Below are 13,089 nucleotides of genomic sequence, written 5' to 3'. Positions count from 1 at the left end.
TTTGCGGCAGACCGCGCCGCCGCGTTCTTCTATAGTCCTTTCCGTCGCCACGCCGCACTGCACTGAGTTGCACTGCACGAAGTGGCCCGAACCGCGAAGGACATCTCCGTGAACAACTCATCGTCTGTCGTCCCGAATGCAAGCATCGGCCTGCGTAAGCTCGTTGTCGCGGCTGCCACCGCCGTGTTCGCCTTCGCAAGCGCGCCGGCTTTCGCAGGATGGGCGCAGCACGGCACGATGTCGACGTCGCGCGGCGTGTATAACGGCGCGCACGCCGGATCGTGCGGCGGCGGAAGCTGCTCGCACGCGGGCGGCGTCGCGGGGCCCTTCGGCGGCCTTGCCACCAACACCGGCACGGTCACTCGCAACGCAGCCGGACAGTTCTCCAACTCGGGCACCGCGACCGGCCGCTACGGCAACTCCGTCCAGCACGCGGGCGACACGAACTGCGCGGGCGGCACCTGTTCGCACTCCGGCAACCTGACCGGCCCTGACGGCAAGACCGCGACCACCGACGGCTCCGTCACGCGCACGGCGCCCGGCCAGTATTCGTCGTCGGGGACGGTCAACGGTGCGAACGGCAATACGGTCGGCCATTCGGCATCGACGAACTGTGCGGGCTCGACTTGCGCGCGTTCAGGCACGGTGACGGGCAACGACGGCGGCACGGTCGAGCACGCGGGCAGCGCGACGCGCGTCGCACCGGGCGTCGTGACGACGACCGGCAGCGTGACCGGCGTGCACGGCGGCACGGTCGCGTCGAGCGGCACGGTCACGCGATCGTCGACCGTCACGACCGGCAGCGTCACGACGACCGGCAGCACGGTGGCGGTCGTCGGCACGGCGCCGGTTGTCGTCGTGCCGCCGCCGCCTTCGACCGTGGTGGTCGCTGCGCCGCCGCCCGCAGTCGTCGTGGCAGCGCCGCCGCATGTGGTGTACGTCGCGCCCGCGCCCCGTCCGGCCGTATGGGTGCCCGCGCACTGGGTGGGACGCGTGTTCGTCCCGGCGCACTGGGCGTGAGCCGCGTCGCCGATCGCCGATTATTCGGCTGAAACGACATGTTTGTTTGTTGCGCCGGCGTTTTTCCCTGGCGCGCGATGACGTAGCATCAAACGGCGGATCGCCCGTTCGGGCGGTTCAACGTCATTCATGTCAGGAGCCGAATCGAATGCAGACGCAAACCAGAGTGAAGCGAGTCCCGGGGCCCGATCATCCGATCGATATCGCGCCGACCTCCTCGCGAGTCGTGGTCAAGGTGGCGGGCCGCGTGATCGCCGATACGCGCGACGCGCTCACGCTGCGCGAGGCCGCCTATCCGCCGGTGCAGTACATTCCGCGCAAGGACGTCGATCTGTCGCTGTTGGCGCGCACCGATCATCAGAGCTATTGCCCGTACAAGGGCGAGGCGGCGTACTACAGCGTGAGCGTGGCGGGCGAGCGCGGCGTCAACGCCGTCTGGACCTACGAAGCGCCGTATGAGGCGGTGGCGCAGATCGGGGAGCATCTGGCGTTCTATCCCGATCGCGTCGATTCGATCGAGGTGCTGCCCGACTGACGTCACGGCGACGCGCGAGGCGTTCGGCCATCGAAAGTAAAATGATGCGACCGCACAGGCTTTCGAAGGCATCGGCTTGACTCAGGCATCGCAGGAACGGCAGACACAACAGGGCTTTCTTCTGACCCGACATTGGCGCGACACGCCGGCCGGGACGGAGGTCGAGTTCTGGCTCGCCACCGACCACGGCCCGCGACGCATCCGCCTCGCGCCGCAGCCTTCGGTCGCGTTCGTGCCGGCCGTGCAGCGCGAGCGCGCGGAGGGAATCATCGGCGGCGCGCGCGGCGTGGAGTTGCGGCCGCTGCCGCTCGTCGACTTCCAGCATCGCCCGGTACTCGGGCTGTACTGCCAACAGTACCGGCAACTGGCTGCGCTCGACAAGGCGCTCAGGGATGGCGGCGTGCAGGTGTACGAGGCGGATATCCGCCCGCCCGAACGCTATCTGATGGAGCGCTTCATTACCGCGCCGGTGTGGTTCAGCGGCGAGCCCAACGGCGACGGCCCGCTGCTGGCTAGCGAACTGCGGCCCGCGCCGGAATATCGTCCGCGGCTGAAGGTCGTCTCGCTCGACATCGAAACCAGCGAACACGGCGACCTGTATTCGATCGCGCTCGAAGGCTGCGGCGCGCGGCAGGTGTATATGCTCGGCCCGCCGAACGGCGTCGACGGGCCGCGCGACTTCGATCTCGACTACTGCGAGAGCCGCGCGCAACTGCTCGAACGCTTTATCGACTGGATGAGACGGCACGATCCCGACGCGATCATCGGCTGGAACGTCGTGCAGTTCGATTTGCGCGTGCTGCAGAAGGAAGCGGACCGCTATGGCGTCGCGCTGCGGCTTGGGCGCGACGGCAGTCTCGTCGAGTGGCGCGAGCATGGGCTGAAGCAAAATCACTATTTCACGTCGATTGCCGGACGACTCGTGATCGACGGCATCGAGGCGCTCAAGTCCGCGACGTGGACCTTTCCGTCGTTCAGCCTCGAATTCGTCGCGCAGGCGCTGCTGGGCGAGGGCAAGTCGATCGAGAGCCCGTACCAGCGCATGGACGAGATCAACCGCCGCTTCGCCGAGGATAAACCCGCGCTCGCGCGCTACAACCTGAACGACTGTGAACTCGTCACGAAGGTCTTCGCGAAGACCGAACTGCTCACCTTCCTGCTCGAACGCGCGACGGTCACGGGACTCGCGGCCGACCGCAGCGGCGGATCGGTCGCTGCGTTCACGCACCTTTACATGCCGCGCATGCATCGCGTGGGCTTCGTCGCGCCGAATCTCGGCGACGTGCAACTCGAATCGAGTCCCGGCGGCTTCGTGATGGATTCGAAACCCGGCCTCTACGATTCCGTGCTCGTGCTCGACTACAAGAGCCTGTATCCGTCGATCATCCGCACCTTCCTGATCGATCCGGTCGGGCTGGTGGAAGGTCTGCGTCATCCCGACGACCGCGATTCGGTGCCCGGCTTTCTCGGCGCGCGATTTTCGCGGACGAAACACAGCCTGCCGGCGATCGTCGGACAGGTGTGGGAAGGACGCGACACGGCGAAGCGCCAGCAGAACAAGCCGCTGTCGCAGGCGCTCAAGATCATCATGAACTCGTTCTACGGCGTGCTCGGTTCGAGCGGCTGCCGCTTCTTCGATCCGCGGCTCGCTTCGTCGATCACGATGCGCGGGCACGAGATCATGCACCGCACGCGCGAGATGATCGAAGACGCGGGCTTCCAGGTCATCTATGGCGACACCGATTCCACCTTCGTGTGGCTCAAGCACGCGCGCACGGAGGACGAGGCGCAACGCATCGGCGGCGAACTCGTTGAGCGCGTGAACGGCTGGTGGCGCGCACATCTGCGCGAGGCGTTCGGGCTGGAAAGCGCGCTGGAGCTCGAAGTCGACACGCATTATCGGCGCTTTTTGATGCCGACGATCCGCGGCGCCGAGCAGGGCAGCAAGAAGCGTTACGCGGGCCTGACCGTCGATGCGCGCGGCGCCGACGAAATGGTTTTCAAGGGCCTCGAATCGGTTCGCACCGACTGGACGCCGCTCGCGCAACAGTTCCAGCAGCAGCTTTATCTGCGCATTTTCAAGGGCGAGCCGTATCAGCAATTCGTGCGCGATTACGTCGCGCGCACGCTGTCCGGTGAACTCGACGCGCTGCTCGTCTATCGCAAGCAGCTTCGACGGCGATTGTCCGACTATCAGCGCAATGTGCCGCCGCACGTGCGCGCGGCGCGCATCGCCGACGAATTCAATCGCCGGCAGAACCGCCCGCTGCAATATCAGAACGGCGGCTGGGTCAGCTACGTGATGACGGTGGCCGGACCGGAGCCGGTGGAAACGCAACGCGCGCCGATCGACTACGACCATTATTTGACGCGCCAGCTTCAGCCCGTCGCCGATGCAATCCTGCCGTTCCTGCGCGACGATTTCGGCTCGCTGATGACAGGGCAGAAGGAATTGTTTTAGCGCGTCGCAGATGCATCGCGACGCGCCCGGCGTTGGCATTCGTTATATTCTGTCGTATATTACGCAAGGATAAAACAGCGCTGCCGAGATTAGTCCGGACACGAGGTCAACATGCAAACTCCGCCGTTTCGTCTTGCCCGCTCGCGCGGCGTGAGCCTCGCCGACAGTCGCGATCCCGGCCGTATGCGTGCCGCCGACGCCTGTTGCCAGCCCGCGCAACCGTCGCTTCGGTTGTTGCGGCGGCGCGTGCGGCTCGCGGAACTGGATTCGCATCTGCATTGCTCGATCATCGGCACCTGCCTCGGCACGAACGAGTTGCGCAAGCTCGTGCCGAAGTTCGCCGGAATCGACCGCCAACGCGCGAGCGATCTGGAAATCCATCACACGGCGGTCGAACTGGCGATCGCCGACGGTCCCGGCAGCAAGGCGCTGCACAAGGCGCTCGACGAACGCTACGCGGGCGCGATCCGGCGCTTCGAAACGGCCCGCGATCCGCAGGCCGTGCTCGCGTTGTGGGAAGAAGCATGCAGGAACGGTGACATCCCGCCCGCTTACTGGGCGCTGATGACGCATCCGCAATCGACGATCGAAGTGCGGCAGGCCGCGTTCGGCGAACTGCACATGCTGTCGCATCTCGTCGGCGCAGCCAATCGCGCCGACATCCGGCGGCTCGTCGCGCTCGAAAAGGAGAACGCGGCGCTGAGGGACAAGGTCGAGCGTCAGCAGGGCCGTCTGCGGGAGATGGCCGCAGACCGCGACGGCGCGCTGCGCGAACTGGCTGAACGCGTCGCGCGCGCGGCTTCGCAGGCGCGCCCCATCGACACCGAATCGGAAGTAGTGCACCTGAGAGAAAAGCTGGAAGACTGCGAGCGTCGACTCGCGCTCCACGCGAGCCGCTGCGAAGCGGCCGAAGCGCGCGCCGTCCTCGAACAGGGGAGCGCGCGGGCGTTGCGGGCGTGTCTCGACGAGGCGCAGTCGCTCGTCAAGATCATGCAGGCCGAGTGCCATGCGCTCGAACGCGCGACGACGCCGCAGGCGGACCGCCCCGGCACGCGCCGCAGCGATCATGTGTGGATCGGCGGCAGGCGGATCGTGTACGTCGGGGGCCGGCCGGGATCGAATGCGGCGCTCAAGGCGCTGGTGGACTCGGCGGGCGGCGAACTCGTCGTGCACGACGGCGGTCTCGAAGACCGCAAAGGTCTGCTCGCCAGCGCGCTGCCCGGCGCGGATCTTGTGGTGTTCCCGGTCGATTGCATCGATCACGACTCGATGAACCGAGTGAAGCGCGTCTGCGACCGTCATCAGGTGCGTTACTACCCGATACGGACGGCGAGCGTCGCGAGCTTTGTCGAATTGATGGCGCGGCTCGCGCCCGCAGAGCCGGTGCGCGCGGGGACGCCGCCCGCGTCGGCGTTCTGTTTGCGGCACGGTTGAGCCGCGGGCCTGCTAGCGGATCAGCTTCGTCAGCGCGGCGATCTGCGTGGCGCAGGCGGCTTGCGCCTCGGTCTCTACCTCGCGATACAACCGCACGATGTTCTCGCCGACCGGCGTCAGCACGCACCCGCCGCCGCTCTGGCCGCCTTGTTCTGAGACGGTGGCCGGCGCCTTGAGCGAGCGGTTCAGTTCGTCGATCAGAAGCCAGGCGCGCCGGTACGACATGCCGAGGCTGCGCGCGGCAGCGGAGATCGAGCCGTGCTCATGCACGGCTTCCAGCAGCGCGACCTTGCCGGGTCCGAGCGCGACGGTTTCGCCCGTGCGGATGCGCATGCGAAAGCGTACTTCGGGACGACTGCGGACGGCGGCCTGTTTTGTCTTGAGGGGCGTGACCATGCCCGAGAGGATACACGAAGGCGTATGAGCGGGATTCGGGCAAAGCTGTGTCGAATGCGCCACGAAGCGTGACGATCGACTTTACCACGGTGTAATCGTTCGTTATATTCACGCAAACATAACGGTGCGCAACGCGTGCCGCAAAGAGGTGAGGCATCGCCGGGCGGCGATCCTCGTGGCGTTCGCGCCGAATCCCGGCCCGCGTCCGACCGGATGTCGACGCGGCACACAACGTAGAGAAAACCAATGAAAAAGAAGATTCTGGCGGCTGCGGCCCTGAGCAGCCTTGGGGCGACTGCACACGCGCAAAGCAGCGTGACGCTTTACGGCATCATCGACGCGGGCGTCACATACGTCACGAACGCAGCAACGGCAACGGGCCACGATCATCTGTTCAAGTACGGCGACGGCGTCGCGCAAGGCAGCCGCTGGGGCCTGCGCGGCACGGAAGATCTGGGCGGCGGACTGAAGGCGATCTTCGTGCTGGAGAGCGGTTTCAGTTCCGGTGACGGCACGCTGCAACAAGGCGGCGCCGAGTTCGGGCGTCAGGCCTACGTCGGCCTCGCGAAGAACGATGTAGGTTCGATCACGTTCGGCCGCCAGTACTCGTTCTCGACGGATTTCCTCGGCGGCCAGTACACGATGGGCAGTCAGACGCCCGCCGGCAACTACGCGTACCACATCAACGACCTCGATCAGCTCACGTCGAGCCGCATCAACAATTCGGTCAAGTTCAGCAGCGCCAATTTCTCGGGCCTGACCTTCGGCGCCATGTACGGCTTCTCGAATCAGGCGGGCGCGTTCGCCGGCTCGCCGACGGTCACGGCAGGCGGCGCGACGACGCAAGGTTCGTCGAGCGCATACAGCTTCGGCGTGAACTACGCGGCGGGTCCGTTCGGCATCGGCGGCGCGTACACGAACATCCGCTTCCCGAACGGCGCGACGCCGCCTTTCAGCGTGAGCATCGCGAACGTGAACACGGGCGGTCTGCGCGATCTCGAAACCTACGGTGTCGGCGCGCGCTACATGGTCGGCGCGGGCACGATCTGGGGCAACTGGACGCACACGAAGTTCGAGCCGATCACTGCGGCCACGTCGACGCTGAACAACTACGAAATCGGCGGCAAATATGCCTTCACGACGGCGTTGAGCGCGGGCCTCGGCTACACCTTCTCGAAGCTCGACGACAACTTCGAGGGCAAGTGGCATCAGATCAACAGCATGGTCGACTACGCGCTCTCGAAGCGCACCGACGTCTACGTGCTCGCGATCTATCAGAAGGCTTCGGGCAGCAACACGGTCGCTGGCCGCAGCGTGCCGGTGCAGGCGGAGATCGGTTCGAGTTCCAGCTTCATCGGCAATTCCGGCACGGGCGCGAACAATCAGTTCGCGGCGCGTATCGGGTTGCGCCACAAGTTCTGATCGACGCGTTCACGCGTTCCAACGCATCTTTTCGCCCAAGCGCGAAACCGACGTCCTATTGCCATTTGAGCGCTGCAGGCCTGACCTGTAGCGCTCTTTTTTTGCCCGCGCGCAAAGGCGGTCGGTTGAACATCCGACCTCGGCTCACTCCGCATGCCGCACGCCGGGCGTCACATCGGCGGCCGCCAGTTCGAACTGGAATGTCGTGCCCCGGCCGGCCCGGTCGACGAGCCGGATCTGACTCTCATGCAACTGCAGCATGCGCTGCACGATCAAAAGCCCGAGCCCGCCGCCGCGCTGCGCGCCGCCCGAGCTGAACGGCCGCTGGAAAAGCGCTTCGCGCAACGCGGCGGGAATGCCGGGACCGGTATCGCTGACCGTCACCGAAACCTTGCCGTCGACGCTCGCGAGCGCCACCTCGATCTCGCCTCCGGGCGGCGTATGGCGAATCGCGTTGTCGAGCAGATTGGTGAGCACGCGCTCGATCATCGCGACATCGGCGACGACGGGCGGCAGGCGCGGCGGAATGCTCGCCCGCAGTTCGACCCCGCGCGACTCGGCAGCCAGTTCGAACTTCTCGAAGACGTCCTGCAACAGGTCGGCAAGCGCGAACGCCTCGCGCTCGGGCGCGACCATGCCGTGCTCCAGCCGCGCGAGTTCGAAGAGCGCCTGCGCGAGCCGGCCGACCTTCGCGCTCTGCGCGAGCGCGATCGCGAGATAGCGGCGGCGGTCCGTGTCGCCGAGCGCGTCCGCCTTGAGCGAGAGCGTCTCCAGATAGCCGTGCAGCGACGACAGCGGCGTGCGCAGATCATGCGAAATGTTCGCGACGAGTTCGCGCCGCTCGCGATCCTGCCGCGTCAGCGCGCGCCACTGTTCGCCGATGCGCCGCGCCATCTGCTCGAACGCCGTCTCCAGCACGACGATCTCGTCGTCCTTGCTCGCGTAGGGCGAGCGCGGCACGCCCGGCTGGTCGTCGGGCGCGCCGTTCGCGTCGAAGCGGCGCATCGCGTCGGTCAGGCGGCGCAGCGGGCGCGTGATGAGGCCGAACGCGACCAGCCCGGCGACGAGCGCAAGCAGCGTGACGAGCGCCATCGACGCGAGCGTCGTGCGCAGCACGCCGCTCGCCGACACGCGCGCTGCCAGTTCGTCGTGTTCCTCGCCGAGCAATACGACATAGATGTAACCCGCCGGCTCGCGTCCGGCCGACACGAGCGGCGCCGCGCTGAACACCTTGTGACTTTCCGTGCCGCGCGGATCGTCGCCGAGAATCGGCAGCGCGTCGCCCGCGATGAAGCGCTGCACGGGCGCGAGATCGACATGGTCGCGCCGCAAATGTCCCGGCGGCGCGTCGTGCGCCTTGATGTTGCCGTCCTTGTCGAGCAGATACACCTCGACGCTCGGGTTCACCACCATCAATTGCATGAACAGCTTGCGCACGGCGTCGGGCTTGAGGCCGTTCGCGTCCATCAGGGCGGCGTCGCGCGCGATGTGCCCCGCGAGCCCGCGCGAAATGCTCTGGACGACTTCCTTCTCGCGCAGGTCGCTCGCGCGGATCTGCAACCACGCGGACGCCCCGCAGCACGCGAGCAGCAACACGCAGAAGACGGCCGCGAGCCGCTGCGTCAGCGTGAGATTCGGAACGAGGAATCTCACGGCGCCTCTCCGGATGCTGCATCGGCGGCGAGCTTGTAGCCGTGGCCCCAGACCGTGAGGATGCGGCGCGGCTCGGACGCGTCCGCCTCGACCTTCGCGCGCAGCCGGTTGATATGGGTATTGACGGTATGTTCGTAGCCCTCGTGGCTGTAACCCCACACCGCGTTGAGCAGGTCCATGCGCGAGAACACCTTGCCCGGATGGCGCGCGAAGTGATACAGCAGGTCGAACTCGCGCGGCGTCAGTTCGATGCGCTGTCCGTCCACCGACGCCTCGCGCGCGATCGGGTCGATGGAGATGCCCGCGACGTCGAGCCGTCCCGCATCGAGCCGGCGATCCTTCGCGACGGCGTCGACGCGGCGCAAGAGCGCCTTGACCCGCGCGACCAGTTCGAGCACGGAAAACGGCTTTGCCAGATAGTCGTCGGCGCCGAGTTCGAGGCCGAGAATGCGGTGCACCTCGCTCGAACGCGCGCTCGTGATGATGATCGGCGTATAGCGCGTCATGGCGCGGGCGCGGCGGCAGATTTCGAGCCCGTCGACGCCCGGCAGCATCAGGTCGAGGATCAGCGCGTCCCAGCCGCCCTGTTCGAGCAGACGCAGGCCCTCGGCGCCGTCGGCGGAGTGCACGACTTCGTAGCGCTCGTCGCGCAGGTGCAGACTGAGGACATCGGCGATGTGGACGTCGTCCTCGACGATCAAAATGCGCTTCGGTTGTTCCATGCGATGCCGGGTTCCCTTCGATTCGAAAGCGGCCGCTGTCCGGACGGGGCACCGTGGCGGCCTCGTCATTGTGCAAAAAAACCGCGCCGCCAGGTATCACGATTAATTTAACTTTTCGTGAGGACTTCGGTACCGGGCGCGGCCGATGATGCGTCTACACGAAATCCGATCGAGGAGCACATCATGCACACACGAAGGCGCTTTCTGCTCACCGCCGGCGCGGCGGCCGCGGCGCTCGCCGCAGCGGTCGCGCGCGGGACGGAGACGGCCCCGCCGCGCGAGGCCTTCGGCGTCGTCCACACCGACGACGAATGGCGGCGGCTCCTGAGCCCCGCCCAGTACGGCGTGCTGCGTCAGGAAGGCACCGAACGCCCGTACACGAGCCCGCTCAACGACGAGCATCGCGCGGGGCGCTTTTGCTGCGCCGGCTGCCGGCTCGACCTGTTTTCGTCGCGCACGAAATTCGACAGCCATACCGGCTGGCCGAGTTTCTGGGCGCCGCTCGACAAGGCCGTCGCGACGCGCTCGGACTTTTCGTTCGGCACGGTGCGCACCGAAGTGCATTGCAGCCGCTGCGGCGGCCATCTCGGGCACGTTTTCGACGACGGCCCGAAGCCGACCGGCCTGCGCTACTGCATGAACGGCGTCGCGATGAACTTCACGCCCGGCGCCGCCTGACGCGCCGCCTTTCCTCAGACCGAACCTTCACACGACCATGTTACTTATCGTCCTTGCCTATCTCGGCGGCGCGCTCACGATTCTCAGCCCGTGCATCCTGCCGGTGCTGCCGTTCGTGTTCGCTCGCGCCGACAAGCCTTTTGTCCGCAACGGCCTGCCGCTGCTCGCGGGCATGTCGCTGACGTTCGCGCTCGTCGCGACGCTCGCCGCCGTCGGCGGCGGCTGGGTCACGCAGGCGAACCAGTACGGGCGCTGGGTTGCCATTGCGCTGCTCGCCGTGTTCGGCCTGACGCTCCTGCTGCCGGATTTCGCCGAGCGCCTGATGCGCCCGCTCGTGGACGCGGGCAACCGGCTGTCGAATTTCGCGCAGCGCGACGGCGGAACGGCGGGCGGCGAGTCGTCGTTCGCGTCGTCGTTCGGGTCCTCGTTTTTGCTCGGCATCGCGACCGGGCTGCTCTGGGCGCCCTGCGCCGGCCCGATCCTCGGCCTCGTGCTCACCGGCGCCGCGCTGCGCGGCGCGAGCGCGGGCACGACGCTCCTGCTCGTCGCCTATGCGGCGGGCGCGGCGACTTCGCTGGCGATCGCGCTCCTGATCGGCGGCCGGGTGTTCACCGCGATGAAGCGCTCGCTCGGCGCGGGTGAATGGGTCCGGAAAGGCATCGGCGCGGCGATGCTCGCGGGCGTCGTCGCCATTGCGTTCGGCTTCGATACCGGCGTGCTCGCCCGCGTCTCGACCGTGGCGACGAGCGGTATCGAGCAGACGCTCGTCGACCGTTTCGGTGCCGGCGGGCGCATGAAGACAGAACAAACTGCTGCCGCGCCCGGCATGATGCGCGCGAGCACCGCCGCAGAACCCGCGCTGCCGGTGGAAGGCAAGCTGCCGTCGCTGTCGGGCGCCGTGGAGTGGATCAACTCGCCGCCGCTCACGGCCGAAGCGCTGCGCGGCAAAGTCGTGCTCGTCGACGTATGGACGTATTCCTGCATCAACTGCCTGCGCACGCTGCCGTATGTGAAGGCGTGGGCGCAGAAATACCGCGATCAGGGGCTCGTCGTGATCGGCGTGCACGCGCCGGAATTCGCGTTCGAGCGCAACATCGACAACGTGAAGAAGGCGACGCGCGATCTCGGCATCGACTATCCGGTTGCGATCGACAACAACTTCGCGATCTGGCGCGCGCTCGACAACCAGTACTGGCCGGCGCACTACTTCGTCGATGCGCAAGGGCAGATCCGCTATCACCACTTCGGCGAGGGGAACTACGCGGAATCGGAGAAGGTGATCCAGCGGCTGCTCGCCGAAGCGGGCCACGGAGGCGTCGCGAAAGCGTCCGCTGGTCTGACGAATGACGGCGCGCAGAACGCACATCACGCGCAGAACGCTCAAGGCGTGCAGGCCGCCGCCGACACGGCCGACGTGCGCTCGCCCGAGACCTATCTCGGCTACGAACGCGCGGAGCATTTCGCGTCGCCCGGCGGCGAGGCGCGCGATCGCGTGCACGATTACGCCGCGCCTGCGCGGCTCGCGGTCAACGACTGGGCGCTTGCCGGAGCGTGGCAAGTTGGCGGCGAGCGCGCGACGCTCGCCAGAAATGCGGGTCGCATCGACTATCGCTTTCACGCGCGCGACCTGCATCTGGTGCTCGGGCCGTCGGCGAACGGCAAGCCGGTGCGGTTTCGCGTGAGCATCGACGGCGCCGCCCCCGGCGAAGCGCACGGCACCGACGTCGCCGCCGACGGCAGCGGCACGGTCACCGAGGAACGCCTCTATCAGCTCGTGCGACAGCCGGGCCCGGTCGAGGATCATACTTTCAGCATCGAGTTCCTGGACGCGGGCGTCGCGGCATACGCCTTCACGTTCGGCTGATCCGCCTGCGTCGGGCGAACCGGCATCACCGTCAATTTCGAAGGAGTGGCAATGTCGACTCAATTTCAGGCTCGCAAACCGTGGTTCAAGGCAGCGGGCGCAGCGATGCTCGTGGTTAGCGTGTTCGCGTTGCAGCGCGTCGCCTATTCGACCGAAGGCGCGACGAAGATCGCGCCGCCCGCGCAGGACGAACACGCCGGCGCGACCCACACGGCGACCGCCGTGTTCGCGGGTGGCTGCTTCTGGGGCGTGCAGGGCGTGTTCCAGCACGTGCGCGGCGTGAAGCAGGTGGTGTCCGGCTATTCGGGCGGCGCGGCGAACACGGCGCACTATGAAGTCGTGAGCGAAGGCGATACGGGCCATGCGGAGTCCGTGCAGGTCACCTACGATCCCGCCGAGATCAGCTACGGCCGGCTGCTGCAGGTGTTCTTTTCGGTCGCGCACAATCCGACCGAACTGAATTACCAGGGGCCCGATCACGGCACGCAATACCGCTCGGCGGTGTTTCCGCTCGACGCGCAGCAGCGTACCGTCGCGAATGCGTACATCGCGCAACTCGATGCATCGCATGCGTTTCACGGCAAGATCGTCACGCGCGTCGAAGACTTCAAGGGCTTCTATCCCGCCGAGAATTATCACCAGAACTACCTGACGCTGCATCCGGACAGCGGCTACATCGCGATCAACGACCTGCCGAAGATCGACTATCTCAAGCAGATGTTCCCCGACCTGTATCGCGACAAGGCGGTGCTGGTCGCGAACGTGTCGAACTGATCGGGCGTTGATACCGGCCTTTGCTCGAGCTTTCCGGCGCGCGGCCGTAGGCGTTGGGGAGAACTCGCAGCGAAGGCCGGTTCATGAACGACAACGCAATCCGCGACGCCATGCTCGGCTTCGCGCCGTC

At 66.7% G+C, this 13,089-nt stretch carries 11 protein-coding genes; 8 read left to right on the top strand and 3 right to left on the bottom strand.

Going from position 1 to position 13,089, the window contains the following annotated elements; translation table 11 throughout:
- The first annotated feature begins 108 nt into the window (after positions 1-108).
- The 4 genes from QCE48_RS26545 (at position 109) to QCE48_RS26530 (ending at position 5,450) form a co-directional block, all read left to right on the top strand.
- Positions 109-1,020, top strand: coding sequence for a hypothetical protein (locus QCE48_RS26545; protein ID WP_309783433.1), 912 nt, complete (start codon positions 109-111; stop codon positions 1,018-1,020).
- Between the two features lie 148 nt (positions 1,021-1,168).
- Complete coding sequence (locus tag QCE48_RS26540; RefSeq protein WP_309783432.1) at positions 1,169-1,555, top strand: DUF427 domain-containing protein; 387 nt, start codon at positions 1,169-1,171, stop codon at positions 1,553-1,555.
- A 76-nt stretch (positions 1,556-1,631) separates the two neighbouring features.
- A complete protein-coding gene (locus tag QCE48_RS26535; RefSeq protein WP_309783430.1) occupies positions 1,632-4,016 on the top strand; it encodes a DNA polymerase II in 2,385 nt (794 codons plus the stop codon).
- Positions 4,017-4,127: 111 nt separating this feature from the next.
- Positions 4,128-5,450: a DUF2325 domain-containing protein gene (locus QCE48_RS26530; RefSeq protein WP_309783428.1), complete on the top strand. Its 1,323-nt coding sequence runs from the start codon at positions 4,128-4,130 to the stop codon at positions 5,448-5,450.
- Positions 5,451-5,462: 12 nt separating this feature from the next.
- On the opposite strand, the gene QCE48_RS26525 is transcribed toward QCE48_RS26530, so the two are convergent.
- The gene (locus QCE48_RS26525) at positions 5,463-5,846 is read right to left on the bottom strand and encodes a LysR family transcriptional regulator (protein WP_116563301.1); all 384 of its coding nucleotides are present in this window, start codon (positions 5,844-5,846) and stop codon (positions 5,463-5,465) included.
- A 246-nt stretch (positions 5,847-6,092) separates the two neighbouring features.
- Between QCE48_RS26525 and QCE48_RS26520 the strand changes: the two genes are divergently transcribed.
- On the top strand, positions 6,093-7,268 hold the full coding sequence (locus QCE48_RS26520; RefSeq protein ID WP_309783426.1) for a porin: 1,176 nt from the start codon (positions 6,093-6,095) through the stop codon (positions 7,266-7,268).
- Positions 7,269-7,412: 144 nt separating this feature from the next.
- Here QCE48_RS26520 and QCE48_RS26515 read toward each other — a convergent pair whose 3' ends face one another.
- Together QCE48_RS26515 and QCE48_RS26510 are read right to left on the bottom strand one after the other, a co-directional pair.
- A complete protein-coding gene (locus QCE48_RS26515) occupies positions 7,413-8,921 on the bottom strand; it encodes a HAMP domain-containing sensor histidine kinase (RefSeq protein WP_309783423.1) in 1,509 nt (502 codons plus the stop codon).
- Positions 8,918-9,643, bottom strand: a complete 726-nt coding sequence (locus QCE48_RS26510) for a response regulator transcription factor (RefSeq protein WP_309783421.1) — start codon at positions 9,641-9,643, stop codon at positions 8,918-8,920. The genes QCE48_RS26515 and QCE48_RS26510 overlap by 4 nt, the downstream gene beginning before the upstream one ends.
- Before the next feature lie 183 nt (positions 9,644-9,826).
- Here QCE48_RS26510 and msrB point away from each other — a divergent pair, with 183 nt between their 5' ends.
- The 3 genes from msrB to msrA all read left to right on the top strand — a co-directional run bounded on the left by msrB (position 9,827) and on the right by msrA (position 12,959).
- On the top strand, positions 9,827-10,321 hold the full coding sequence (msrB, locus tag QCE48_RS26505; RefSeq protein ID WP_309783420.1) for a peptide-methionine (R)-S-oxide reductase MsrB: 495 nt from the start codon (positions 9,827-9,829) through the stop codon (positions 10,319-10,321).
- Positions 10,322-10,358: 37 nt separating this feature from the next.
- Positions 10,359-12,185 (top strand): cytochrome c biogenesis protein DipZ, encoded by a 1,827-nt coding sequence (locus QCE48_RS26500; protein ID WP_309783417.1) that lies wholly within the window; start codon positions 10,359-10,361, stop codon positions 12,183-12,185.
- Positions 12,186-12,290: 105 nt separating this feature from the next.
- Positions 12,291-12,959, top strand: coding sequence for a peptide-methionine (S)-S-oxide reductase MsrA (msrA, locus tag QCE48_RS26495; RefSeq protein ID WP_309783801.1), 669 nt, complete (start codon positions 12,291-12,293; stop codon positions 12,957-12,959).
- Positions 12,960-13,089: the final 130 nt, after the last annotated feature.

This window comes from Caballeronia sp. LZ024, assembly GCF_031451455.1.
Taxonomy (GTDB): Bacteria; Pseudomonadota; Gammaproteobacteria; order Burkholderiales; family Burkholderiaceae; genus Caballeronia; species Caballeronia telluris.
Note: the sequence above shows the minus strand (reverse complement) of the source record. Positions and strands in the feature narration are given on the sequence as shown.

Coding starts and splice junctions, on each gene's coding strand:
- QCE48_RS26540 (WP_309783432.1), top strand. CDS start 1,169: ATGCAGACGCAAACCAGAGTGAAGCGAGTCCCGGGGCCCGATCATCCG.
- QCE48_RS26530 (WP_309783428.1), top strand. CDS start 4,128: ATGCAAACTCCGCCGTTTCGTCTTGCCCGCTCGCGCGGCGTGAGCCTC.
- QCE48_RS26525 (WP_116563301.1), bottom strand. CDS start 5,846: ATGGTCACGCCCCTCAAGACAAAACAGGCCGCCGTCCGCAGTCGTCCC.
- QCE48_RS26520 (WP_309783426.1), top strand. CDS start 6,093: ATGAAAAAGAAGATTCTGGCGGCTGCGGCCCTGAGCAGCCTTGGGGCG.
- QCE48_RS26510 (WP_309783421.1), bottom strand. CDS start 9,643: ATGGAACAACCGAAGCGCATTTTGATCGTCGAGGACGACGTCCACATC.
- msrB (WP_309783420.1), top strand. CDS start 9,827: ATGCACACACGAAGGCGCTTTCTGCTCACCGCCGGCGCGGCGGCCGCG.
- QCE48_RS26500 (WP_309783417.1), top strand. CDS start 10,359: ATGTTACTTATCGTCCTTGCCTATCTCGGCGGCGCGCTCACGATTCTC.
- msrA (WP_309783801.1), top strand. CDS start 12,291: ATGCTCGTGGTTAGCGTGTTCGCGTTGCAGCGCGTCGCCTATTCGACC.